The sequence below is a fragment of the Paraburkholderia fungorum genome, assembly GCF_046027605.1.
GTDB classification, from domain to species: Bacteria; Pseudomonadota; Gammaproteobacteria; order Burkholderiales; family Burkholderiaceae; genus Paraburkholderia; species Paraburkholderia fungorum_F.
Genome location: NZ_JAQQEF010000023.1, coordinates 26,315 through 51,774, shown reverse-complemented (window position 1 = coordinate 51,774; position 25,460 = coordinate 26,315). Strand labels below are relative to the sequence as shown.

Here is a 25,460-nt window from a genome sequence, read left to right as displayed (position 1 = left end):
ACGCCGCTTAACCGCGGCACTTACATCTTGGACAGGAATTCGAAGCCTTAGTTTAGGCGAGCGTGGAGGCCTTGTAAATCATAGACTTCCAGGTTCTTCAAATAGCGCAAACCTTCCACTGCGGCCCGTGCGCCGGACATTGTCGTGTAGTACGTGACCTTGTTCGCCTGTGCGCTCATACGGATCGAGCGCGAATCAGCAATCGCCGCGCGGGTTTCGTCGACGGTCGTGAAGACCAGCGCGATTTCGCCGTTCTTGATCATGTCGACAATGTGCGGACGACCGTCCTTCACCTTGTTGACGACTTTGACCGGCACACCGGCCGCTTCGATCGCGGCAGCCGTACCCTTGGTCGCGACGATCGGATAACCGAGTTCGTGCAGCATGCGTGCGACAACGACCGCCTTCGGCTTGTCGGCGTCCATCACGGTCAGCAGCACCGTGCCCGACTCCGGCAGACGCGACCCTGCCGCGAGCTGCGACTTGAACAGCGCTTCCCCGAACGTCTCACCCACGCCCATCACTTCACCGGTGGAGCGCATTTCCGGTCCAAGCACCGGATCGACTGCCGGGAACTTGACGAACGGGAACACGGCTTCCTTCACGCTGAAGTACGGCGGATCGATTTCTTTCGTCACGCCCTGCTGCGCCAAGGTCTGGCCGACCATCGCGCGCGCCGCGATCTTCGCGAGCGGCAGGCTGGTCGCCTTCGACACGTACGGCACCGTGCGCGACGCACGTGGATTCACTTCCAGCACGTAGATGATGTCTTCTTTCGAGCCATCCGCCTGCGGCACTTGCTGGATCGCGAACTGCACGTTCATCAGGCCGACCACGTTCAGCGCCCTCGCCATTGCGCCGGTCTGGCGCTTCAGCTCGGCAATGGTTTCCTTCGACAGCGAGTACGGCGGCAGCGAGCAAGCCGAGTCTCCCGAATGGACGCCCGCCTGTTCGATGTGCTCCATCACGCCGCCGATGAAGACGGCTTCGCCATCGGAGATGCAATCCACGTCGCATTCGATTGCGTCGTTGAGGAAGCGGTCGAGCAGCACCGGCGAATCGTTCGACACCTTCACGGCTTCGCGCATATAGCGCTCGAGGTCGCGCGGCTCGTGGACGATTTCCATCGCGCGGCCGCCCAGCACGTACGACGGACGCACCACCAGCGGATAGCCGATTTCCTCAGCGAGCTTCAGCGCTTCGTCTTCAGCACGCGCGGTGCGGTTCGGCGGTTGACGCAGGCCGAGATCCTGCAGCAACTTCTGGAAACGCTCGCGGTCTTCTGCGGCGTCGATCATGTCCGGCGACGTGCCGACGATCGGCACGCCATTCGCTTCGAGATCGAGTGCGAGCTTCAACGGCGTTTGACCGCCGTATTGCACGATCACGCCGACCGGCTTTTCCTTGTCGACGATTTCCAGAACATCTTCGAGCGTCAGCGATTCGAAGTACAGACGATCGGACGTGTCGTAGTCGGTCGAAACGGTTTCAGGGTTGCAGTTGACCATGATCGTTTCGTAGCCGTCTTCGCGCATGGCGAGCGCGGCATGCACGCAGCAGTAGTCGAACTCGATACCCTGGCCGATCCGGTTCGGGCCGCCGCCCAGCACCATGATCTTCTTGTTGTTCGTGGGGTTCGCTTCGCACTCTTCCTCGTAGGTCGAGTACATGTAGGCGGTTTTCGTGGCGAACTCGGCCGCGCACGTGTCGACGCGCTTGTACACCGGACGCACGTTCAACTCGATACGACGCTGGCGTACCTCCGCCGGCTTCGCGCCGAGCAGCTTCGCCAGACGACGGTCCGAGAACCCGCTTTGCTTCAGATACTTGAGTTCTTCCTTCGACAGGCTCGCCAGCGTGCGGCCGCCCAGCGCCTTTTCCTTCAGGATGATCTGTTCGATCTGCGCGAGGAACCACGGATCGATCGAGGTCTCTTCGAAAATCTCTTCGGCCGTCATGCCGACACGGAATGCGTCGCCCACGTACCAGATACGGTCCGGACCCGCTTCACCGATCTCGCGGATGATCTCGTCGCGGTTGTCGGTCTTTTCGTCCAGACCGTCGACGCCCACTTCCAGTCCGCGCAGCGCCTTCTGGAACGACTCCTGGAAGGTGCGGCCAATCGCCATCACTTCACCGACCGACTTCATCTGTGTGGTCAGGCGCGAATCGGCTTCGCGGAATTTCTCGAACGCGAAGCGCGGGATCTTGGTGACGACGTAGTCGATCGTCGGTTCGAACGATGCCGGGGTCTGACCGCCGGTGATTTCGTTCTTCAGTTCGTCCAGCGTGTAGCCGACTGCCAGCTTCGCCGCGACCTTCGCGATCGGGAAGCCGGTCGCCTTCGATGCCAGTGCCGACGAACGTGACACGCGCGGATTCATTTCGATCACGATCATCCGGCCATCTTTCGGATTGATCGAGAACTGCACATTCGACCCGCCCGTATCCACGCCGATCTCGCGCAACACCGCGAGCGATGCATTACGCAGGATCTGATATTCCTTGTCGGTGAGCGTTTGCGCCGGCGCGACGGTGATCGAGTCACCGGTGTGGATGCCCATCGGGTCCAGGTTTTCGATCGAGCAGACGATGATGCAGTTGTCCTGTTTGTCTCGGACCACTTCCATCTCGTACTCTTTCCAGCCGAGCAGCGATTCTTCGATCAGCAGTTCGCGCGTGGGCGACAAGTCGAGACCACGCTTGCAGATCTCTTCGAATTCGTCGCGGTTGTATGCGATGCCGCCGCCCGAACCGCCGAGCGTGAACGAAGGACGAATCACCACCGGATAGCCGCCGCTGCCCGTTTGCACAGCGATCTCAGCCTGAACCTGCAGCGCCTCTTCCATCGAATGCGCGGTGCCCGACTTGGCCGAACCAAGGCCGATCTTCGTCATCGCGTCTTTGAACTTCTGGCGGTCTTCCGCCTTGTCGATCGCTTCCGGCGACGCGCCGATCAGCTCGACCTTGTACTTCTCCAGCACGCCGTGTGCGTGGAGATCCAGCGCACAGTTCAGCGCCGTCTGACCGCCCATCGTCGGCAGGATCGCGTCCGGGCGCTCCTTGGCGATGATGCGCTCCACCACTTCCCACGTGATCGGCTCGATGTAGGTCACGTCGGCCGTGTTCGGGTCAGTCATGATCGTCGCCGGATTGCTGTTGACGAGAATGACCTTGTAGCCTTCCTCACGCAACGCCTTGCATGCCTGCGCGCCCGAGTAGTCGAACTCGCACGCCTGGCCGATGATGATCGGACCCGCGCCGATGATGAGGATGCTCTTGATGTCTGTCCGCTTGGGCATAACGCTCTCGCTAATGTATTCCTGAATTCTTTCCGTCGGCGCGCTGCGTCAATACGTTGCGCGCGCTCTGTTTGGTGCGGCCCGCCTTGCTTCGCGCTGAGTGCGCCCATCGCGGTGCGAGCCGCGCGCCGCCTGGGCGCTTACAAGACCGCTTACAAGACTTATGCCGCTGCGGTCTTGCCGGCCTTCTTCGTGTCCATCAACGCGGTGAAGCGATCGAACAGATAGGCGATGTCGTGCGGACCAGGCGATGCTTCCGGGTGGCCCTGGAAGCAGAACGCCGGCTTGTCGGTCAGCGCGAAGCCTTGCAGCGTGCCGTCGAACAACGAGACGTGCGTCACCTTGGCGTTGGCCGGCAGCGTGTCGGCGTCGACCGCGAAGCCATGATTCTGCGACGTGATGACCACGCGGCCGTCTTCGAGATCCTTCACCGGATGGTTCGCGCCGTGGTGGCCGGTCTTCATCTTGAGGGTCTTGGCGCCCAGCGCGAGGCCCATGATCTGATGGCCGAGGCAGATGCCGAAGGTCGGAATGCCGCGTTCGATCAGCTCCTTGGTCGCGCGAATCGCGTAGTCGCACGGCTCCGGATCGCCGGGGCCGTTCGACAGGAAAACGCCGTCCGGGTTGAGCGCCAGCGCGTCAGCGGCAGTGGCTTGCGCCGGCAGCACGGTCACGTGGCAGCCGCGTTCGGCCAGCATGCGCAGGATGTTGTACTTCACGCCGTAATCAAACGCGACCACGCGGTATTTCGGCGCATTCTGCGTGCCGTAGCCGGTGCCCAGACGCCATTCGGTCTGGGTCCACTCGTAGCTTTCCCTGGTCGACACGACCTTCGCGAGGTCCATGCCCGACAGACCCGGGAACGAGCGCGCGAGTTCGATTGCCTTCGCCTCGTCATCCGAGCCGGCCAGAATGGCGCCGTTCTGCGCCCCTTTGTCGCGCAGCACGCGGGTCAGCATGCGGGTGTCGAGACCGGCGATGGCGACCACGCCTTCGTCCTTCAGATATTGCGGGAGCGTGCGCTCCATGCGGAAGTTCGACGCGAGAACCGGCAGATCACGGATGATCAGGCCGGCGGCATGGACTTTCGTGGCTTCGACGTCTTCAGCATTCACGCCGACGTTACCGATGTGCGGATACGTGAGGGTCACGATCTGGCGCGCGTAGCTCGGGTCAGTCAGGATTTCCTGATAGCCGGTGATAGCGGTGTTGAACACGACTTCGCCGATCGTATGCCCGGGGGCGCCGATCGAGTAACCACGAAAGACCGTGCCGTCGGCGAGTGCGAGCAAAGCGGGAGAAAATGACGGCAACACGGGAGACTCCTTGGGGAACACCCTGTTGCCGACCTGTCTATCCGACTGCGAGCCGCAGCGAAACGCATCAGCAGGATGCGCGCGCAGACTCGCTCGCGTACAGCTAGTGACGTCGCAAGGGCGCGCGATGGGTCCATTGTGTGGACGGATCGGCTGGGTGCGGGGCGTCAAAAGCGCGCGGCGGATGAACGGTTTGGGAGAGGTAGGCGCTAGGGTGCGGGTTGATAAGCTCAAACCTTGAAATTATAGCGTGAAATCACCCTTCCCGCCAAATCCGAGATGGTGAGGCGGCATGCTGCAGTGTCACCTGAACCCGCTCAAAGCCTTGCTGGGCGTAGCACGGAAGCCATAGGACAAAATTTACACGGGCCAGAATCGGGATAGCCCCGGTAAATATGACACCCCGGCACCAAGTGCCGGACGCGAGCGCCTCAGGGCGGCAATTCGGCGTCTACCTGTATCGGCGAAGCAGCATGACCGCTTCAGGCCTCCTGCTCGGCGTGCATCTGCGCCGGCCGAACCAACGTGCGATCGGGTAATACATACCAGATCGCGCTCAACACCTGAAGCGTCACCAGAATGCCCCAGGCGGTCAGATGCGCGGCCGCCGGATAGTGTCCGCCGCTGGCCGGCCAATGCGACAGGATCGCGCCGACGCCGATCTGGAAACCGAAAATCAGCAGAAAAAGGATCAGCGTCAGCGTGGTATTCACCCGCCCGATCATCTGCGCGGGGAAGTGGCGCGCCATCACCGCGTAGCTAAGAATGCCGGTGCCGCCGAAAATACCGTACGCCGCCCACAGCAGGCTCGCAGGTAACGGCACGCTGAACATGATCAGCAACTGGGTGACAACGAACAGCGCCATGCCAATGCCGCAGAACACATACAGCGAGATGCCGCGCCGCTCGAGGCTGCGTGCCGCCGCGCCGAAACCCACGCAGCCGGCCATCATGGCGAAACCGAGAATCGACACCAGGGCGGCCGCTTCTCGCGGCTCGAAGCCTTGTACGTCGCGCAACCAGGCACCGACCCACAACGATTGCATCGCGTAGAACACGCCCTGCGTGACGACCGAGAACGACGCGATCTTCCAGAACGCCGCGCTCTTCAGGATATGCAAGGTGCCTTTGAACTGGGCGCCAAGACTTGCCTGGTGATGGGTTTCCTTGCTGTCCGGCGCGAGCGTCCACTGCGCAAGCGCCACCAGAACCGTCAGCACACCTAGACCGATACAGACCGCGCGCCAACTGGCGAAGCCCAGCGCCCAGGTGAGCGGCGAACCGACCATCACGCCGCCGAAACCGCCGATCGCCATCACCAGCCCGTTCATCAACGGCAGCCGGGCCGGAGCGAAATGTTGCGCCAACGCCTTGAACGCGCCACCGAGGCACACGGACACCCCAACGCCGATCAGGAGGCGCCCGACCATCATCGCGCCGACACCGTGCGCGGCGCCGAACACCCAGATTCCCAGCGCGGCGAACAGCAAGGTGACCGCCGTCACCCGACGCGCGCCGAAGTGATCGAGCAACACGCCAGCCGGGATCTGCGCGCCCGCGAAGCCGAGAAAATACAAACTGGTCAACACGCCGAGATCCGTCGCCGACAAGCCGAGATCGTGCGTGATGAAAGGTGCAAAGCCGAGATTGACGCCGCGAAATACGTAAGAAACAAAGTAACCGGCGGAAAACAGGAAAAACACGCGCAACTGGGTCGACGACATAAACTTTGAGATGAGCGGCCGGATTTGGCCCAAGCACGAAAGATAAATGAAACGGGCGAACTTCGCCCGAATTGATCGGCGGAATGAAAAACGCCGTCACCACGGGTGACGGCGTTGGAATAACACGGTGCGTGATCGGAGCGCAATTCATGCGCTGCCCCCGCAACGCATGTGGTCACTACCGTGGGAGCCGCTTTTTGGTCTACTTACCCTTCTTCGCGTTGGCCGCGGTCTTCGGGCGGCTATCTGCCGCGGCCTTCGACGCCTTGCCGGACGTGGAAGCCGACACCTTCGTCACCTGGCCCTTGCTGGCACCGGACGTTGTCGGCTTGCTGGCTTTGCCCACCGGCTCAGATACTTTCACCACGGCGGAATGGCCACGACCCTTCTTCTTATCGTAGCGCGAATCGTTCCGCGTGTCTGCGACGCGGGTGCCGATCTTCTCGACCCCGCCGCCTTGCACGTCGGTCGCGATGCGCTCCGGACCGGGTTCGCTCGGCATCGCCTTGCCGACCGGCACGTGCAGCACAATCACCTGACCACGCGAAACCTGATCACGATGCGTGCGATTCCACGCCTTCAACTGACCGATCGAGACGCCATAACGCACGGCGATGGCGGCCATTGTCTGATTGCGACGCACGCGGATCAGCATCTTGCGGGTGTCGGGGACGTCGGGCTCCATGGCCAATACGGCGCTTTCGGCGACGTCGGCGCTGATGTCTTCGTCGTCATCCGAACCGCGCGGCACCACGATTGTGGAGCCCGGCTTCAGACGCATGCCGGCCGGAATCTTGTTCACTTCCATCAACGTGTCGGCGTCGACCCCGATCTTTTGCGCAATCGCCGCTGGCGCGGCACGCTCGGTGACCGTGTACGTGGTCCACGATGACAGGGAACCGGAGTACGCCTTCAGATTGCGTTCGAATGCGCTCGCGTTGTCGAACGGCAGCAGGATTTGCGGCTGCGTGGCGCCGAGAATCACCGGCTTTCTGAACGACGGGTTCAGCGAGCGGAATTCGTCCGTGGAGAGATTCGCGAGCTTAGCCGCCATGTCCACGTCGATGTCGTGCGAGGTCGTGACCGTCACGAAATACGGGTGGTTCGGAATCGACGGCAGCGTGAGCCCGTACATCTGCGGATTCATCACGATGTTCTTGACGGCCTGCAGCTTGGGCACGTAGTTGCGCGTCTCGTTCGGCATGCGCAGGCTGAGGTAGTCGGTGGGCAGCCCCGCCGCCTCGTTGCGGGCGATCGCGCGCTGCACGTTGCCCTCGCCCCAGTTGTACGCGGCGAGCGCCAGTTGCCAGTCGCCGAACATGTCATGCAGATTCGACAGATAGTCGAGCGCGGCGCTGGTCGACGCCAGCACGTCGCGGCGCTCGTCCTGCCACATGTTCTGCTTGAGGTTATAGGTGCGGCCCGTGCCCGGCATGAACTGCCACATGCCCGCCGCCTTCGCCACCGACAACGCCTGCGGGCTATACGCGGATTCGATGAACGGCAGCAGCGCAAGCTCGGTGGGCATATGGCGCGCCTCGAGCTCTTCGACGATGTGATAAAGGTACTTTTGCGAACGCTCGGTCATGCGCTGCACGTAATCCGGGCGCTGCGCATACCAGTTGACCTGCATATCGACGAGGTCGGTTTGCAGATCCGGCATTTGAAAACCACGGCGAATACGGCCCCACAGATCAGCGTCCTGGCTCGTCAGCTGAGTGACCGAGCCCTGGTCGACGTTGATTGTCTCTTTGGCGGTGGCTGTCTTGCGAAGGGCGTCGGCTACGGCTTGCTGACTGGCGGGATTTGTTGCGGTGGTGGGGCTATTCGTCGCCGGTCCCTGACTCGCGCAAGCGGCGAGTGTCAGGACCAACAACGCACTAAAGATAAATCGCATGAACGTCTCGGCTTCCACAAGGGCTGGAATTTGCAGCCGATAGTACGAAACGGCATCGTTTACGTCAATCGGAATATTACGAAAAAAATCAAGGAAATCTTGGGCTTGGCGAATTTTTGCGATTCATCACGTGAGAAATACCTGACGCCGAACGGATCAACGGAAGCGGTTTTTCCATTCACGCATCAGCGTAAATGCCGCTAAACGATCGGGTACTTTTTCGTGCAACTGCTCTTGCAGGGTTGTTTGAATCGCGGGATTGTCGGCGCGCAAAAATGGGTTCACGGCGCGTTCGTGGGCGATCGTGGTGGGCAGCGTGGGCACCTGACGCGCGCGCAATTCGCTCGCTTTGTCCCGCCAGGCTTGCAGTTCGGCGTTGCCCGGCTCGCAAGCGAGCGCGAAGCGGATGTTCGACAGCGTGTACTCGTGCGCGCAGTGCACCTCGGTCGCGCCGGGGAGCGCGGCAAGCGAATCCAGCGACGCCAGCATCTGAGTGGGCGTGCCTTCGAACAACCGGCCGCAGCCGCACGCGAACAGCGTGTCGCCGCAAAACACGTGCGGCGTGCCGCGCGGGTCGGCGGCCTGAAAATACGCGATATGACCGCTCGTGTGACCCGGCACGTCGAGCACGCTGAATTCGAGTGCGGGCGCCGCAATCGTCACGTGATCGCCATTTTCAAGACGGTGCGTGAGGTGCTGGATCGCTTCACCGGCGGGGCCGTACACGGGAACGACCTGGCCGTTCAGCAGATCGGCCACCCCACCGACGTGGTCTTGATGATGGTGCGTGAGTAAAATAGCGCTCAGCCGCCAACCTCGTTTCGCCAGATATGCGCGCACGGGGGCGGCCTCGCCCGGATCGACGACCACCGCGTGATGCCCGTCGGAAACGACCCAGATGTAATTGTCTTCAAACGCCGGGACCGGTACGTACTCGAGCGCATTCATAGGTGACGCATTCCCTGATATGACTGATCGAGCGATTATAGACTGGCCGGCCTGGACCGATTCGCCACCTGGCCGCTACGTGCTCGACTGGGAACAGACCCAGCTCGATCGCGTGGTGTCGGACGTGTTCGGTTACCATGCGCTGCAACTGGGCCTGCCACAACTCGACGCCTTGCGCGAGAACCGCATGCCGTGTCGCGGACTCGTGCTCGACGCGGCGAGCGGCGCGAGTGCGCCCTACACTTTCCCGCGCGGCCTGGGGCGTGCCGGAAATGGCCTGGCAAATGGTTCAGGAAACAGCTCGGCGAATGATTCGAGGAGGGGCGCCGCGCAAGGTCTGCCCGCGGGCTTGTCGGCGCCGGCTGGGCGTAGCGCTGTCTGGTGCGACCTGCTCGACTTGCCGTTCGAGGCACAAAGCGTCGACCTGATCGTGATGCCGCATACGCTGGAATTCACGAGCGACCCGCATCGGCTGCTGCGCGAAGCCGAGCGAGTACTGATGCCTGAAGGCCAACTGATCATTCTCGGCTTCAATTCACTGTCGCTGTGGGGCGCACGTCAGTCGGTCGGCAAGATGACCGGCCGCCCGTTCGTACCCGCGGCAGTCGATCTGATCGCCTTCACGCGCTTGAAAGACTGGATCAAACTGCTGGGTTTCGACCTTGAACGCGGGCGCTTTGGCTGCTATCGTCCGCCGCTCGGCAGCGATCAATGGCTGTCCCGCTATGGTTTCATGGAAGCCGCCGGCGACCGCTGGTGGCCGATTTTTGGCGCCACGTACATGGTCAAGGCGATCAAGCGCGTGCGCGGCATGCGCCTTGTCGGCCCGCTGAAAGTGAAGAAACCTGTCCTCGCCGCGGGCCTCGCGCCCGCCGCCACCCCGAACACACGCAACCATACTCAATGACTTCCGACATCATCGATATTTATACCGACGGCGCCTGCAAGGGCAACCCAGGCCGCGGCGGCTGGGGCGCGCTGCTGCGCTTCGGCGACCAGGAAAAAGAACTGTTCGGCGGTGAACCCAACACCACCAACAACCGCATGGAACTGATGGGCGTGATCGCCGCGCTCGAGGCACTCAAGCGTCCCTGCAAGGCCGTCGTGCACACCGACTCGCAGTATGTGCAGAAAGGTATCAGCGAGTGGATTCATGGCTGGAAAAAGAAAGGCTGGATCACCGCGGCCAAGCAGCCGGTGAAGAACGCCGATCTCTGGAAGCGGCTCGACGCACTCGTCGCACAGCACGACATCGAATGGCGCTGGGTACGCGGTCACAACGGCCACCCGGAAAACGAACGCGCGGATCAACTCGCCAATCGCGGCGTCGCATCACTCGCGGAAATATGATGCGTGCGGTGCCGCCCGTAGCGACACCACACGCGCGCCCTTCTTTCTTTGCTGATTTTTTTAGAGCAGGCTAATCCGACATGCGTCAACTCATCCTCGATACCGAAACCACCGGCCTGAATGCACGAACCGGCGACCGGATCCTTGAACTCGGTTGCGTCGAAATGGTGAACCGCCGCCTCACGGGTAACAACCTGCATTTCTACATCAACCCGGAACGCGACAGCGATCCGGGCGCATTGGCGGTTCACGGACTGACCACCGAATTCCTGAGCGACAAGCCGAAGTTCGCCGAGATCGCCGACCAGTTTCGCGACTTCATTCAGGACGCGGAACTGATCATTCACAACGCACCGTTCGACATCGGCTTTCTCGATGCCGAATTTGCGTTACTGGGTTTGCCGCCGGTGAAAACCTACTGCGGCGAGATTATCGATACATTGGCGCGCGCCAAGCAGATGTTCCCGGGCAAGCGCAATTCACTCGACGCACTGTGCGATCGCTTCGGCATCAGCAACGCGCACCGCACCCTGCACGGCGCATTGCTCGATTCGGAACTGCTCGCCGAGGTGTATCTGGCGATGACACGCGGCCAGGAAAGCCTCGTCATCGACATGCTCGGCGATTCGCACGGTGGTGGTGGCGCGCACGCGCCGCGCATCGCGATCGATTCGCTAAATCTGATCGTGATTACCGCGAGCGACGAAGAGGTCGCCGAACATCAGACGGTACTCGACGGCCTCGACAAGGCGATCAAAGGCACGAGCGTGTGGCGTCTCGAACCCGCGCCGGCCGCGGATGAGCAAACCGCTTAAAAAGTACTTTACGGGTGCAAAAATCCCTGACATAATTCGGCTCTCTTCGGGTGGTTAGCTCAGCGGTAGAGCACTGCCTTCACACGGCAGGGGTCACAGGTTCAATCCCTGTACCACCCACCAGTACATAAGCAAGTTAAGCAAGCGTTACCCGACGTTGCTTTAAAGCCCCAGATCCGAAAGGATGCTGGGGTTTTTTATTGCCTATGTCGCCCACGGGTTTTTCATTGTCGCCAACACGGCGGTGGTCTTTATCTGAAGCGGCTTCACATGCTGAATACAGCAGCGAGGAAATCAGGGGTGTGGGTGCCACCTTGTTCCGTCTAGTTCGCTAACTCCGGTGGCTGCGGTCACCAAACATCATCTCACCCCGCATAGCCGTCTCAGGACTGGCTGAAGATTTGCCATTCACGATCTCCGAAAGCGTTTTTGCGCGAGACATCGAACGCCTCAGCGGCTCGGTCTCATGGATAGGACTCGAGTGACTCTGCGTCCATTCCGTGGCCGCTCACTGAGCGACGAGTACCGGCGGCGAACGTGATCAATGTGCGAGCCGCACTGTCCTATGCGTTCGTCGCTCAAGTCACCTGACCGATCAAAAGGAACGTGAACCCAATCGCTAACACGCGGGGGGGCAGTTTCAGATTTTTCTCATATTTCTCGATCGGGCTAGCGTTTATCTTGCAGGCGCTAAATCACCCGGAGATGAAATGAATAAAAGTACGCCCGGACTTGTCCCAACCTGCTCACCAAATCAGCATCGAACTGGAATTACTGGCGAGACGACAGGTATCAACGGACTACTCCATCCCCTCACCCCCGCCGGCTGCGACCTGCGCGATCACGCTTTCATGCCCCTCGATGTCGCGCGTCTCTGCAACTCTGGCTTGGCCCATGACGAAACTCTCGCAGCTTGCGGGGCCGCCGTCCTGCTGCGCTGTGCCTCATGGCATCAGATGCCGGCCGCCTCACTCCCGGACGATGACGAGTGGCTCGCAAAGCGCGTCGGATATTGGCATCGCGGCAAGATCGACACAGACTGGCCCGCTATACGTGATGGTGCGCTACGTGACTGGATCAAGTGCAGCGACGGACGCTTGTATCACCCCACTCTCGCAGCGAAAGCGCGCGATGCGTGGGCAGCCAAACTCAAGCAATGTTTCAACACAGAAAGCACGCTCACCAAAAAGGACTGCCGAAGGCGCCGAATCGAATCCGTCGATCTCGATTTCAACGAGTGGCCGCCATCAGACTGTCACCAGCGAAAAGCCCGCGATGCCGCTAGCGAACGAGCCTTCCGGACACCGAGAGAAGCAAAGCTCACAACCCGAGGCGCAAACAGCGGCAGAGGCGCGGCTACGCGCGGGAGCGAGAAACACGCGATGAGCGCCGCCGACATATCAGCTTCGTTGATCAGATGGGAGCGTGGACGCGGCAAGGCCGCGCGCGGCTTCTCCGCAAACCATGTGCATGTGATCGCACTTGCCAACATGGCCTTGATGCCGAAAGAACTGCGCCGGGCGTACAACTCCGCGGTAGCTGATCGGCTCGGCACGAACGACCACTTGCCGGTGAACGCTGGCTTCGTCAAGAAATTCGCGATCAAGCACCGCAACCGGCTCATACAACGTAACCCGCCTGAGCCGAGGCCAACGCCGACGACTGAAACCACATAACCCGAGGCAACGCTTGCAGATCGCGCAAATCGACTCGGAGACTTGCATTCGCGCGAAGCCGTGAGATCGCTCAGGACGCGTATTTTCCGACGCGCTCGCACATTGTGGGCGAAGCGCGGTGCAGCGCAATCACCGCACGCTCCAATCCGGAAAACCGACCCGCGACGACGCGCCTTCGCGCAGGATTGTTCCGACAACGCTTCGTGCCGCCGTGCAGGTTGCACTAGGTCAACACTTCCGTCGGACACCGACACAATGACCGAAGTTTAAATATCTACACACAAAAAGTCAAGATCTCTAAACCGGCTCAGCTAAAAAACCGCCGGTTAAATGCCGGCGGCGTTCATAGCGAGGGAATGGCCGCCGCTTTCTCTACTCCGGCCGAAACATCGAAGCCTTAACAATCGCCGCGACGTAGTGCAGAAGTTCGATCTTCTCCTCCTCGATCGCGATCTCTGGATGATCCCGGTTGACCGAATTGAAATATTTGCGACCGTCGCGCGAATAGAGGTAGACCTTGATCATGACCCGACCGTCCGTTGCCTTGACCAGCACCTCGTCGCCCGGTTCGACAGCGTGATCGGGTTGGACGACCACGAACTCGCCGTTACGGATGCGCGGCATCATGGAATCGCCTGTGCAGCGCAGCCCGTAGGCCCTCTCCTTGGACGGAAACTCCAGATAACCATCGCCATATCCGACGGGAGACTCAATTTCGGCCCAGAAGCCGTCGTTACCTAGCTGTGCCATGCCCACTACCGGAATGCGTTGTCTCTCAAGCAACCAGATCGGGTCGAATTCGCTTCGATCCCCGACATCGGCCAACTTCTTCTCTCCTTCGCCCCTGACAAGCCAATCAATCCTGTAGCCATATTTCTTCTGGATGCCGACGGCGTACTCGTGCTTCATCGACTTTATGGCGAGCGACAGCCATTGGCTGACAGTGCTTTTGGTAACGCCAGCGGCTTCAGCCAACTCGGTCTGATCGATGCCGGTCTCGTCCAGGACAATCTGGATACGTTCGGGAAGGGTGGTCATGGAACAGGAATCTAAACTATACACGGTTTAGATATCTTTCAATTTAAAGTTTAGTTTTCTGCACCGCAAGCACAAATATCAGGCGGGGCTGGCGCGTCGTTCCCGATGGGTCGAGACACCCGGAGGCAGCCGCTTAATACCCTCCCGCATCCGCATGCGGGATTCATCACGACGCCCCTGCGTCTGCCGCCTCGAAGTCAACACCGAAACCCCGTACGATTGCGACCGCCAGATACTGCTGATATAGTCGGCTCTCGGGCACTCGCCCCGTCTACTTTCTTCACCTCATTCGACTACAGGGAGGCGTCACATGTTCGCAGTGCATAGCGCCGTCCCTGAGATGGTCTTACGACCATTCTCGCGACCTTAAAGTTGTCGCGTTGTCGCTCATGCGGTTCTGCCTGAACAGGCGTTCCGCGCAATTCCAGACAGTCCTTAGTTTCATTGCCGGCATGGTTGTCAACTCAGCCCGGCGCGCTTGACTGTCTCTTCCGTTCGCTTCTGACTGGAACCTCGGTGCGCTCACGCGTCACCGGGTCGTGGCAAATGACTAGAAAAAAACTCGATTTTCGTGGACAAGCCTTCAAGGACGTCCTCGGCTTCACCTTCCTTCACTGGGCCAAGCAGCCGTGGCGCATCTTCACGATTACCGCGCTCGTGCTGCTCTCGGCATTGGCCGACGTGCTCACGCCGATGTTCGCCGGGAGGCTCGTCGACGCAATCGCATCCGGCTCCGCCGGCGACGCGGTCGCGTGGCACGCCGCGATCACGGCGTTCTGCGTGTTGAGCGCGCTCGGGCTCGGCGCCACGCTGCTTCGCCAGGGCGTGTTCTTCAACATCATCAGGCTGACGCTCAAGATGATGAGCGAGATCGCCGCGAACGCGTTTCATCGCGTACAACGCTTTTCAACGGACTGGCACGCCAACAGCTTCGCCGGATCCACCGTGCGCAAGATCACGCGCGGCATGTGGGCGCTCGATCTGCTCAACGACACGCTGCTGATCGCGCTGCTCCCGTCGCTGGTCATGCTGGTTGGGGCTGCGGTGCTGCTCGGCTGGCGCTGGCCGATGATGGGTGCGGTCGTCGGGATCGGTTCGATGCTGTACATCGCGGTGACCGTGGCCATGTCGCTCGGCTTCGTGGCGCCCGCCGCACGCCTCGCTAACGCATGGGACACGCGCATGGGGGGCGCCCTCGCCGACGCCGTCAGTTGCAATGGCGTGGTGAAAGCGTTCGGCGCCGAAGCGCGCGAAGAAGTGCTGCTCGAACGAGTGATCGGCAAGTGGCGTCATCGCACGCGCCGCACGTGGATACGCGGCACGATCAACGGCGGCCTCCAGGGCGGCATGCTGGTGGCGATTCAGGCCGCGATTCTCGGCGCCGCGCTGCTGTTGTGGGCGCGCGGCGAAGCAAGCGTCGGCGATATCACGTTCGCGTTGACGATGTTCTTCATGCTGCAAGGCTATCTGCGCGACGTGGGCATGCACATCCGCAACCTGCAGCGTTCGGTCAACGACATGGAGGAACTGGTGTCGCTGGAGAGCCAGCCGCTGGGTATTGAAGATCGTCCCGGCGCGGGCCCGATCGCGATCGGTAAAGGCGAAATTCGCTTCGAGCATGTCACCTTCCACTACGGCACGAAGGCCACGCCGCTCTACGATAACTTCTCCGTGCGCATCGCGCCGGGAGAACGCGTCGGGCTGGTCGGGCATTCGGGCTCGGGGAAGACGACCTTCATCAAGCTGATCCAGCGGCTGTACGACATTTCGGAAGGCCGGATCACGATCGATGGGCAGGACATCGCCCGGGTGCGGCAGGCGTCGTTGCGCAGTCAGATCGCGATCGTTCAGCAGGAGCCGGTGCTATTTCACCGCTCGCTGGCCGAGAACATTGCCTATGCACGGCCCGGCGCGAGCCGCGCCGAGATCGAACGCGCCGCGAAGCTCGCCAGTGCGCACGACTTTATCGTGGCGTTGCCTCAAGGTTACGACACGCTGGTGGGCGAACGCGGTGTCAAGCTCTCGGGGGGCGAACGTCAGCGCGTGGCGATTGCGCGGGCATTTCTCGCGGACGCGCCGATCCTGATTCTGGACGAAGCGACCTCGAGCCTCGACAGCGAAAGCGAAGTGCTGATCCAGCAGGCCATGGAACGGTTGATGATGGGCCGCACCACGCTGGTGGTGGCGCACCGTCTTTCCACCGTGCGGGCGCTGGACAGACTGCTGGTGCTGGACAAGGGCAAGGTCATCGAGCAAGGCAGTCACGAGGCGCTGATCAGGCTCGAGAACGGCCTGTACCGGCGGCTGTTCGAACGTCAGGCACTGGAGTTGATCAAGGGCCTGGGCGATTCGGATTCGGAGGTCACGCACAGGACCGATGGCGCGAAGGCGAATCGGCTCGATGATTCAAGTGTACTGGTCGGCAATTAAATCGCTGTAAGCGTGCGGAACGTCACGCGGAAACCGCCGGCAAAAGGCCGTTTCTGCTGGCGTTACGCACGCCCCGCTTCGTTCGCCCGTACGAGCACACATGCGATGTTTCTCGCCAGTTGCGCCTGACGGAACGCCATGCGCTACGCGGCGACTCAATGCGACGCACTACCCGGCGCTTCAAGGCGCGACTAGACCACGCCCGCAGGCAGTCCGATACCTCGCGCCATACCGGTAGCCGCGAACACCATCAACACCAGCAGCACGGTCTGGATCACGCTGAAACGCGCATACTTGCGCGCTTTTCGCAAATCAGGCGGGGTGCCTTTCCTGATAGAGGCACGCCAGCGCATCAGCGCGAGCATCGACGGGACTTCGAGAATGAGGATCAGCACGAGCAGCGTCATCTTGGCGTGAAAGAGCGGCTCATGGAGGTAGTAGTCGGCGCCCTTTTCGAAGCCACCAAAGGCGCGCATCAGACCCGTGACGATCAGCACTAACGCCGATATGCCCCAACCCGTATCCGCGCGGAATACGGAGCGCAATGCAGCGGGCACGCTGGCGCGCCGCAGCGCCCAGGTACGCCGGAGAATCGACGCGAGCGCAAAGCCATAAGCGAGTAGATGAAGGGCGGCAAGCAACCAGCGAACCAGCATGGCGACTCCTGCAAACGACGCAATATGAACGATCGATGTATGTCCACTCGCCCATTGAGACGCCGGGCGTCACTTCTTATTATCGACTACAGCTTACTTTACGATGCCTGGTTAGCCTGCGGGGTGCGGTCAACTGCACAAAGCAACACACTCAGACTTGCTGCAACGAAGTGTCGAGCGCACGCGCGGCGACCCGATCGCCTTCGGTCGTCAGCGCGGTGCGGAACACGGTTTGTCGATTGTGACCTGCCGCAGCCGGCGAATCCCACAGCAATTCGATTTTCGGACGACGGCCGAAGCCACTGCGAGCCAACGCAGGCGCGCCGACCGAGCCGAGCGGCGCGGCGGCCGCACCAGACTCGCCCGCCACGCCGAGCGCCACCGCGGGGGTAGGCGTCGGCGTCGAGCTCATCCCTTGACCCGCTGCCCATCGCACGGACAATTCGCGCGCGTCGTATTGACCGACCTTGCGACGCTCGGCCCAGACAACCACCGTGCGTGTGGCCGGATCGAGCGCCACAGCATAGCGGCCGATCGCAAAGCGCCGCGCGGCGATATTGGTACGCCACAGCGCGCGCGGCCGGCAAATCCAGACCACCGCCGCGTACAACGCCGGCGCCGCCAACAGCCAGCCGTTGGTGGCCGCCACCGCCTGCGCGGCGCGCCGCCAACCGGCGCTTGCCGCAAATGCGCCGACCGACCAGACCGCAAACAGAAAGCCGAGAAAAGCAAACAGGCGCAGCGCTTGCCGCAACCATTGCGGCAACGGATGCAACGGACGCTCAGCCACCGCGCGCGCGCCCGGCAGGAAGATCAGCAGGAACAGGAACACCAGGTTGATGCACGCCCACGGCGAGGACACCATCGCGGACAACGACGCGCCCAGGTCCATCTGCGCCATCGAAAAAAGCCAGCGAGCGAGGAGCACGAGACCGATGGCGCGCAGCGCGAAAATCGTTCCGGCGCCGGGCGCCGCGTTCGCACGCGTCTCTTTCGTTCTCGCCAAGGCATCCTCCTGTCGTCGGCGGCGCCGCAGCCAAATTTGCGGCACGGCCATTATAGGGATATTACGGAGATTGGCTCATGCTGCCGGTGTCCAAACCGTACTTTCTGCCGTTCACAAGGCAAAACGCGGCGCGCATGCAACAACGCCCCGAGGGCGAGACGCACGCGGGGCGTTGTTGGGTGCAGCCGGACCGCCTGATCGCCGGGGGCGCCGTGCCAGAGGCGCCGCCAGCGCTTCAGCAGGACGTCCGGGCTGCTTTTCCTTACAGCACTTAGCTGGCGTTGACTTCGCGCAGCACCGTGCGATGCTTCTGACGCAGCAGCGCTTCGTAGGTAGCGACGTAGTTCTTCGCCATCACCTTCGATGAGAAGCGCGCTTCGAACGCGGCACGCACCTTGGCGCGCGGCAGCGTGTGCAGACGCTTCACGGCGGCAACCGCGCTGATTTCGTCTTCGACGACAAAACCCGACACGCCGTTTTCGATCACTTCCGGCACCGAACCGCGGTTGAACGCGACGACCGGCGTACCGCACGCCATGGCTTCGATCATCACCAGGCCGAACGGCTCCGGCCAGTCGATCGGGAACACCAGTGCATGCGCGTTACCGAGAAACTCACGCTTTTCGCCTTCGCCGATCTCGCCGATGTATTCGACGTGCGGGAGCGCCATCAGCGGCTTGATCACTTCTTCGTAATAGGCACGGTCGGCCTTGTCGATCTTGGCGGCGACCTTGAGCTTCATGCCTGCCTGGCCGGCGATGCGGATCGCGCGGTCGAGACCCTTCTCCGGCGAGACGCGGCCGAGGAATGCGAGGTAGCCCGGCTCAACGTCCTTGATCGGCGTGAGCACGTTTTCCGGCAGACCGTGATAAACGGTTTGCAGCCAGTTGGCCTGTTGCAGCGGGATGCGCTGGTTGTCCGAAATCGACACCACCGGCACGTCGCTGAACGTATTGAAGATCGGTTGCAGTTCCGGCAGATCGAGACGGCCATGCAACGTGGTCAGGAACGGCACCGGCTGACGCGCGAACAGCGAGAACGGGTAGTAATCGATGTGGAAATGCAGCACGTCGAATTCGTCCGCGCGGCGGCGCACTTCTTCGAGCAGCAACATGTGCGGCGCCATCACGTCGCGGATCGTCGGGTCGAGGCGCAGCGCCTGCGGCCAGAACGCTTCGAGTTTCGCCGAGGTTTGCGAATCGCCGCTCGCGAAGAGCGTGACGTCGTGGCCCTGTTCAACCAATGCTTCGGTCAGGTAGGACACTACGCGTTCCGTACCACCGTAAAGCTTGGGAGGAACCGCCTCGTGCAAGGGAGCGATTTGAGCGATTCGCATAATGAAGAACTCCTCGTAAAAAATCAGGCAAAGATACTGCGTTTGGTAAAAGCGACTCGCTTGCTCGCCAGGGCAGTCTGGCCGGATATGCCGGCGCGGGCCTGATTCTTTCGAGAAATCCTGCGATGGATCGCTTGGGTAGTGAGCCCAGATCAGCTGTTCGCCGTCTGCGCATGTGCCGGTAAACGCACACATGACACCTACGTTGACAAACTGTCAGATATTTCGGTGGGCAAACAGAGCACGCATTATCAGTGCCGGGGATCTCGCTGCACCACAACATTTCAAAGTCTTTACGTTGTTACAAAGGGGAAACACTTTGCAAACCCTTGTTTTAAAAGACAGTTCTACAGTAGCAACTGGCTTGCAACGCAGACCTCGATCCCGGCATCTGTAAGCTCTTGCGTCAACTTTACCGGCAGGCATTGAAGAAATGCCGCACCGCAGTTGAATGCAATTTGTAATTATATCCCGAAATAGTCCGCAACCCGCATGAACCACCGGCCCACTGGCGGGTCGAGCAATGGTAGGTCGCGGTCGTCTATCGCGAAATCAGTCGCGCCATCGCCCGGATACACAGGGCGCAATCGCTTTTGCATGTTTACAATGCGAAGCATCGGTTTCGCGGCGAACTCTTTGCTGTGGCCCATGCCTTGCATGCACAACCCGAACCACATCGACCTCACGATCAATTGGAACACTTAACCATCGCCCAGCGTAATGCCCAGAACGCAAAGCTTGCGAGCTATGCGCATCGGCCGCTTGCGTTTCTTTTCCGCTTTATTCGCCGCCATCCGCTCGCGCATGCGATCGTTCTGTGCAGCGTGTTTGCGGCCGTGGGCTGTGCGCTCGCTTCGCAATACGCGATCAAACATCTGATCGACGTGCTCGGCGAAGGCCGGCATCACCCCGGCCCACTGTGGGGTGCGTTCGCCATCCTGGTCGGCCTGATCGCCGCCGACAACCTGCTGTGGCGGGTCGGCGGCTGGGTCGCCGCGCACACTTTCGTGGCTGTCACGGGTGACCTGCGGCGCGACCTGTTCCAGTATTTGAGCGGCCACTCGCCCACCTATTACTCGGAGAAACAGCCGGGCATGCTGGCGAGCCGCATCACTGCAACCTCGAATGCGGTCTACACCGCCGAAAACACCACCGCCTGGAACGTGTTGCCGCCGTGTATCGCGGTGCTCGGTGCAATCATCATGATCATCGCCGTGAATCCGCTGATGGCGGGCGGCCTGATGCTGTGCTCGGCGATTCTGTCGATCGTGCTTTACAAACTGGCGGGACGGGGTTCGGCCCGGCACCATCACTTCGCCACCAAGGCAGCGTCGGTGGACGGTGAGCTGGTCGACGTGATCAGCAACATGGGTCTGGTGCGCGCCTTCGGCATGACGTTTCGCGAACAGCAGCGTTTCGGCGCGACCGTCAAGGCGGAAATGGAAGCGCGCCAGCAGAGCCTGCTGTATCTGGAAAAGCTGCGCCTGCTGCATGCGGTCATCACCGCGCTGCTGTCGGCGGGCTTGCTGGGGTGGGCACTGTGGCTGTGGGATCAGGGCAAGGCGACTTCCGGCGACATCGTGCTGGTCAGCTCGCTGGGCTTTACGATCTTGCACGGCACGCGCGATCTGGCCGTCGCGCTCGTCGACGTCACGCAGCACGTCGCGCGGCTCGCCGAAGCTGTCCGCACGCTGCTCGAGCCGCACGGCATGCCGGATCGCGATGGTGCGAGCGAACTCGTGCCGCAAGGCGGCCGGGTCGATTTCGAAAGCGTGACGTTTGCCTATCCGCGCCGCCGGCCGATTCTCGATCACTTCGACCTGCACATCGAACCGGGCCAGCGGGTCGGCCTGATCGGCAAGTCGGGCGCGGGCAAGTCCACCGTGCTGGCGCTGCTGCAGCGTTTCTACGAGACCCAGGGCGGCGCAATCAAGATCGACGGCCAGGACATCGCCGCGATCACCCAGGACAGCCTGCGCCACGCGATCGCGCTGGTGCCGCAAGATATCTCGCTGTTCCATCGCACGGTGTACGAGAACATCGCGTACGGCCGCCCTGAAGCGAGCCGCGACGAAGTGATCGCCGCCGCGCGCGAAGCCCGCTGCAGCGATTTCATTGAAGCCATGCCGGAAGGGTTCGACACGATCGTCGGCGACCGCGGCGTGAAGCTCTCCGGCGGACAGCGTCAGCGGATCGCGATTGCGCGCGCGATCCTGAAGAACGCGCCGATCCTGCTGCTCGACGAAGCCACCTCGGCGCTCGACAGTGCATCGGAAGAAGCGATCCAGAAGGCGCTCGACCGGCTGATGGTGGGCCGCACGGTGATCGCGATCGCGCACCGGTTGTCGACGCTGAATAACTTCGATCGGATCATCGTGATGAGCCAGGGCAAGGTGATCGACGACGGCAGTCCGGAAGAGTTGCGCCAGCGCCCGGGCCTCTACCGCGATCTGCTGTCGAAGCAGTATGGCAAAGGCACCACGCTGCATATCGGCGGCAAGAAAGTGGACGAGCAGCACGTGGTCTAAGCGACGCGCCGTCCTCTGCCGTTTCAGCAAAAAAAAACAGAAAAGCCGCTTTCGAGCGGCTTTTCTGTTTTCCCGGGCAGTCGCAATCGGTCTGAATCGCCGGCTGAATCGCCGCCTATCCCGCCAAGGTCTCACGCGCGGCTTTCCTGCCTGAGCCAGCACGTACCTTCACCGTTCTGGCGCTCTTCGCCGCACCCACGCTCTGCAGATCGCGCATGAAATTATCGCGCCACACTGACACATTGTTCTCGCGCAGTTGCACCATCATGTCGCGATGACGCGCCTGACGCTCCACAAGCGGCATCTCCAGCGCCGTGGCGAGCGCCTCGGCCATCCCGTCGATATCGACCGGATTGACGATCAACGCGCCATCCAGTTCCTGCGCGGCGCCGGCAAAGCGCGACAGCACGAGCACGCCCGGATTCTCCGGATCCTGTGCCGACACATACTCTTTGGCGACGAGATTCATGCCGTCGCGCAACGGTGTGACATAGCCGACATGCGCCGTACGAAACAGCGCGGCCAGCACCGAGCGCTCGTACTGCTTGTGGATGTAGAGAATCGGCGTCCAGTCCAGCTCGGCGAAGCGGCCATTGATGCGCCCCGACTCCCCTTCGAGCTGCAAGCGGATGTCCTGATAGGCGTGCATGTCGGCGCGCGTCGGCGGCGCGATTTGCAGGAACGACACCTTGTTGCGTTGCGCGGTGAAGTGTTCCAACAGCCGTTCGAACGCACGAAAACGCTCGACCAGCCCCTTCGAATAATCGAGGCGGTCCACGCTCATGATCAGCTTGCGCGAATGCAGTGCCGTCTTCATGATGCGGACGGGCTTGCCGCGCTCGCCTGCTTTCGCGAGCTCGGCGATTTCGTCCGGATAGACGCCGATCGGATAAGCCGCCGCGCGCAAGCTGCGGCCGAATGCATGCACGGTCAGCGGACCGCGACCCGAAGTGTCAACCGTGCCGTTCGCCTCGTTGACGATGTAGTCGCAAAACGCCCGCAAATCTGGCGCGGTCTGGAAACCGAGCAGATCGAACGAACAGAGCGCTTCGACCAGCTCGCGATGCGGCGGCACCGCCAGCAGCACCTGCGAAGCCGGAAATGGAATATGCAGAAAGAAGCCGATGCGATTTTTCACGCCGGCCGCGCGCAACGCCTGGGCGAACGGAATCAGGTGATAGTCGTGGACCCAGATGACGTCGTCTTCGCGCAGGAGCGGCACGAGTTGCTGGGCGAGCCACGCATTGACGCGGCAATAGCCGTCGAAATCATGCCGGTCGTATTGCAGCAGATCGGCCCGATAGTGAAACGCGGGCCATAGCGTGGCGTTCGAAAAACCGCGGTAGTACTGGTCGTAATCGCGGCGCATCAGCGCGATGGTCGCGAAGGTCACCGGCCCGCGCTCTTCAACCTTGATCTGCGGCTGACCCGAGCTGAGCACGTCGCCGCTCCAGCCGAACCACATGCCGCCGGTTTCCTTCAGCGCGTCGTACACGCCGACCGCCAGACCGCCCGCCGCCGGGCCGCCCTCCGAGATCGGCGCCACCCGGTTCGATACGATGATCAGTCGGCTCATGAAGCGCGATTCCCGATGCAGTGCGTGTTGTACGTTGAGCGATACGGCGTATCCATCATGCCTTGCGCGCCGCCGCGACAATCGATTCCAGCCAGTCGAGCAACGCCGTGACCGACTCGACGCGCGTATGCGCCGTCGTGTCGCCCGCGCCCACCTTGATCGACCAGCCGCCGTGCTCGTTGACGACGGCAAAACCTTTCTCGTCGGTCAGATCGTCGCCGGCAAACACCGGCTTGCGGCCAACAAACGGCGGTTCGTCGAGAAACGCGCGCATCGCCCGGCCCTTGTCGACGTCCTTCGGTTTGATTTCGTAGACCATCTTGCCCGGCTGCAACACATACGAGGCCGGATAGTCGGCCACCAGCCGCTCGGTCGCCTCGCGCGCCACGGGCTCGCGGTCGGGCGCGTTGCGGTAATGCAGCGCCAGCGCCGCGCCTTTGATCTCGAGCAGCATGCCGGGATGTTCGTTGACGACCTGCGCGAGCACCTGCTCCATGCGCAACAGGCGCTCGTCGTGAAAACCAATGCGCTGCGTGTCGCCATTCGCGTCGCGCCGCTCGGCGCCGTGCAGACCCGCGATCGGCAGATCGGGCATGCCGAGAAAGCCGTCGATGCTGTCGATGCCACGGCCCGACACGAGCGCCACCGCGCCGTTCGTCAGGCTCCGCAACTCGGTCAGCAGGACAATGACGCGCGGTTGTACCAGCACGCCGTCCGGCGTGGGCGCGAGTTCGACGAGCGTGCCGTCGAAGTCGAAAAAAAATGCCGTCTCGCTGGGAGACAGAACAGCCGGAAGTGCTTGCATGGGTTAAATTTGCCTTTCAGCCTTCTGCGGCCGGAAAAGTGTGCGCATCTTACCGCGCCGCCGTCAATTTTTCGAGAAAGTAAGCCTGGCCACAAGCCTGGCCTGGCATGACGGCCGACGCCACTCACCATCACATTCACAAAGACAACAATCCGGCTTCAGCCAGCTTTCAGTCGCCTGCGTCAAATTGACTCGCAAGCCACGCGCCCGTGGGCGCCGGCGACGTAATCGGACGTTTTGCGATACAGTCGCAGCGACGCAGACTATTGCAGTGGCGACCCAATTTGCACACTACAACGAGCCGCGCGCGTTGCCCGAACCATGTCGCATCCGTTCACAGGCAGCGTCGCGCACCGCTCTCCAATCGAGTCATTGAACCCTGCTTTGTTCCCGATCATCTCGTCCCGACACCCGCAGCCGAACCTCTCACCGCCGCGCCAGCCGTGGACGAGGCGCCTGGTTGCGTTGAGCGTCATGGCGGGCGCATTGGCCACCCTAAGCGGCTGCACGCATCCCGCCGAACCGTGGCAGTTGACCAATGTGACCGGCCACTTGCCGGACCTCGATTTCACGCTGACTGGCGACGACGGCCGCGCCGTAACCGGCGATACGTTCAAAGGCCGCACGTCGCTCGTCTACTTCGGCTACACGCATTGTCCCGATGTCTGCCCTGAAACGATGGGCCGCCTGATGCAAGTGCTCGGCAAACTCGGCCCGGACGCGCAAAAAGTGCGCATTCTGTTCATCACCGTCGACCCCGCGCGCGACACGCCCAAAGCCTTGCACGATTACGTCGGCGCCTTCGACGCGCAACACGCCGAGGGCCTGACCGGCACCGACTGGCAGATCGAGTCGCTCGCCAAGCGTTACCGGGTCGCCTATCAGATGGAAAAGAGCGACCCCAACGGCAACTACGAAGTCACCCATAGCTCCGCCGTCTACGTGTTCGATCAGGAGGGCCACGCGCGCCTGCTTGCCACCGATCACGATACTCCCGATACGATCGCGCAAGACCTGCGCCGTATCATTGATGACCGTTCCTGACCTTTCCCGAGTT

At 61.7% G+C, this 25,460-nt stretch carries 18 protein-coding genes and 1 tRNA gene; 8 read left to right on the top strand and 11 right to left on the bottom strand.

Annotated features, from left to right (window positions below; genetic code table 11):
• Window positions 1-47 precede the first annotated feature (47 nt).
• From carB to gloB, 5 genes are all read right to left on the bottom strand, one after another.
• Entirely contained in the window at window positions 48-3,302 is a 3,255-nt protein-coding gene (gene carB, locus PQR53_RS29435; protein ID WP_408461980.1) for a carbamoyl-phosphate synthase large subunit, read from the bottom strand.
• Between the two features lie 161 nt (window positions 3,303-3,463).
• Window positions 3,464-4,618, bottom strand: coding sequence for a glutamine-hydrolyzing carbamoyl-phosphate synthase small subunit (gene carA, locus PQR53_RS29430; RefSeq protein ID WP_408461977.1), 1,155 nt, complete (start codon window positions 4,616-4,618; stop codon window positions 3,464-3,466).
• Window positions 4,619-5,100: 482 nt separating this feature from the next.
• A complete protein-coding gene (locus tag PQR53_RS29425) occupies window positions 5,101-6,342 on the bottom strand; it encodes an MFS transporter (protein WP_408461975.1) in 1,242 nt (413 codons plus the stop codon).
• Between the two features lie 202 nt (window positions 6,343-6,544).
• The gene (locus PQR53_RS29420) at window positions 6,545-8,239 is read right to left on the bottom strand and encodes a transglycosylase SLT domain-containing protein (protein WP_408461972.1); all 1,695 of its coding nucleotides are present in this window, start codon (window positions 8,237-8,239) and stop codon (window positions 6,545-6,547) included.
• A 156-nt stretch (window positions 8,240-8,395) separates the two neighbouring features.
• Complete coding sequence (gene gloB / locus PQR53_RS29415; RefSeq protein WP_408461969.1) at window positions 8,396-9,187, bottom strand: hydroxyacylglutathione hydrolase; 792 nt, start codon at window positions 9,185-9,187, stop codon at window positions 8,396-8,398.
• Between the two features lie 19 nt (window positions 9,188-9,206).
• Between gloB and PQR53_RS29410 the strand changes: the two genes are divergently transcribed.
• From PQR53_RS29410 to PQR53_RS29390, 5 genes are all read left to right on the top strand, one after another.
• Entirely contained in the window at window positions 9,207-10,094 is an 888-nt protein-coding gene (locus tag PQR53_RS29410) for a class I SAM-dependent methyltransferase (protein ID WP_408461967.1), read from the top strand.
• Window positions 10,091-10,537 carry a ribonuclease HI gene (gene rnhA / locus PQR53_RS29405; RefSeq protein ID WP_408461964.1) on the top strand — a complete coding sequence of 149 codons (447 nt, stop codon included), beginning with the start codon at window positions 10,091-10,093 and terminating at the stop codon, window positions 10,535-10,537. Before PQR53_RS29410 ends, rnhA begins: the two co-directional genes overlap by 4 nt.
• An 80-nt stretch (window positions 10,538-10,617) precedes the next feature.
• Window positions 10,618-11,352 carry a DNA polymerase III subunit epsilon gene (gene dnaQ / locus PQR53_RS29400; RefSeq protein ID WP_408461961.1) on the top strand — a complete coding sequence of 245 codons (735 nt, stop codon included), beginning with the start codon at window positions 10,618-10,620 and terminating at the stop codon, window positions 11,350-11,352.
• Window positions 11,353-11,400: 48 nt separating this feature from the next.
• A tRNA-Val gene (locus tag PQR53_RS29395) sits at window positions 11,401-11,475 on the top strand.
• A gap of 587 nt (window positions 11,476-12,062) precedes the next feature.
• Window positions 12,063-13,028, top strand: a complete 966-nt coding sequence (locus PQR53_RS29390; RefSeq protein ID WP_408461959.1) for a hypothetical protein — start codon at window positions 12,063-12,065, stop codon at window positions 13,026-13,028.
• A 372-nt stretch (window positions 13,029-13,400) separates the two neighbouring features.
• Here the strand turns inward: PQR53_RS29390 and PQR53_RS29385 are convergent, their stop codons facing one another.
• A complete protein-coding gene (locus tag PQR53_RS29385; protein ID WP_408461957.1) occupies window positions 13,401-14,066 on the bottom strand; it encodes an XRE family transcriptional regulator in 666 nt (221 codons plus the stop codon).
• Window positions 14,067-14,612: 546 nt separating this feature from the next.
• Between PQR53_RS29385 and PQR53_RS29380 the strand changes: the two genes are divergently transcribed.
• Window positions 14,613-16,496, top strand: a complete 1,884-nt coding sequence (locus PQR53_RS29380) for an ABC transporter ATP-binding protein (RefSeq protein ID WP_408461954.1) — start codon at window positions 14,613-14,615, stop codon at window positions 16,494-16,496.
• 191 nt (window positions 16,497-16,687) lie between these two features.
• Here the strand turns inward: PQR53_RS29380 and PQR53_RS29375 are convergent, their stop codons facing one another.
• The 3 genes from PQR53_RS29375 to PQR53_RS29365 all read right to left on the bottom strand — a co-directional run bounded on the left by PQR53_RS29375 (window position 16,688) and on the right by PQR53_RS29365 (window position 19,494).
• Window positions 16,688-17,152, bottom strand: a complete 465-nt coding sequence (locus PQR53_RS29375) for a DUF2214 family protein (RefSeq protein ID WP_408461951.1) — start codon at window positions 17,150-17,152, stop codon at window positions 16,688-16,690.
• 151 nt (window positions 17,153-17,303) lie between these two features.
• Entirely contained in the window at window positions 17,304-18,158 is an 855-nt protein-coding gene (locus tag PQR53_RS29370) for a hypothetical protein (protein ID WP_408461949.1), read from the bottom strand.
• 271 nt (window positions 18,159-18,429) lie between these two features.
• On the bottom strand, window positions 18,430-19,494 hold the full coding sequence (locus PQR53_RS29365; RefSeq protein WP_408461946.1) for a glycosyltransferase family 4 protein: 1,065 nt from the start codon (window positions 19,492-19,494) through the stop codon (window positions 18,430-18,432).
• 692 nt (window positions 19,495-20,186) lie between these two features.
• On the opposite strand from PQR53_RS29365, the gene PQR53_RS29360 reads away from it, so the two are divergent.
• Complete coding sequence (locus tag PQR53_RS29360) at window positions 20,187-22,022, top strand: ABC transporter ATP-binding protein (protein WP_408461943.1); 1,836 nt, start codon at window positions 20,187-20,189, stop codon at window positions 22,020-22,022.
• A gap of 115 nt (window positions 22,023-22,137) precedes the next feature.
• Here the strand turns inward: PQR53_RS29360 and otsA are convergent, their stop codons facing one another.
• Window positions 22,138-23,598, bottom strand: a complete 1,461-nt coding sequence (gene otsA / locus PQR53_RS29355) for an alpha,alpha-trehalose-phosphate synthase (UDP-forming) (RefSeq protein WP_408461940.1) — start codon at window positions 23,596-23,598, stop codon at window positions 22,138-22,140.
• A gap of 55 nt (window positions 23,599-23,653) precedes the next feature.
• Window positions 23,654-24,403, bottom strand: a complete 750-nt coding sequence (otsB, locus tag PQR53_RS29350) for a trehalose-phosphatase (protein WP_408461937.1) — start codon at window positions 24,401-24,403, stop codon at window positions 23,654-23,656.
• 474 nt (window positions 24,404-24,877) lie between these two features.
• Here otsB and PQR53_RS29345 point away from each other — a divergent pair, with 474 nt between their 5' ends.
• Window positions 24,878-25,447, top strand: a complete 570-nt coding sequence (locus tag PQR53_RS29345; protein WP_408462126.1) for an SCO family protein — start codon at window positions 24,878-24,880, stop codon at window positions 25,445-25,447.
• Window positions 25,448-25,460 lie beyond the last annotated feature (13 nt).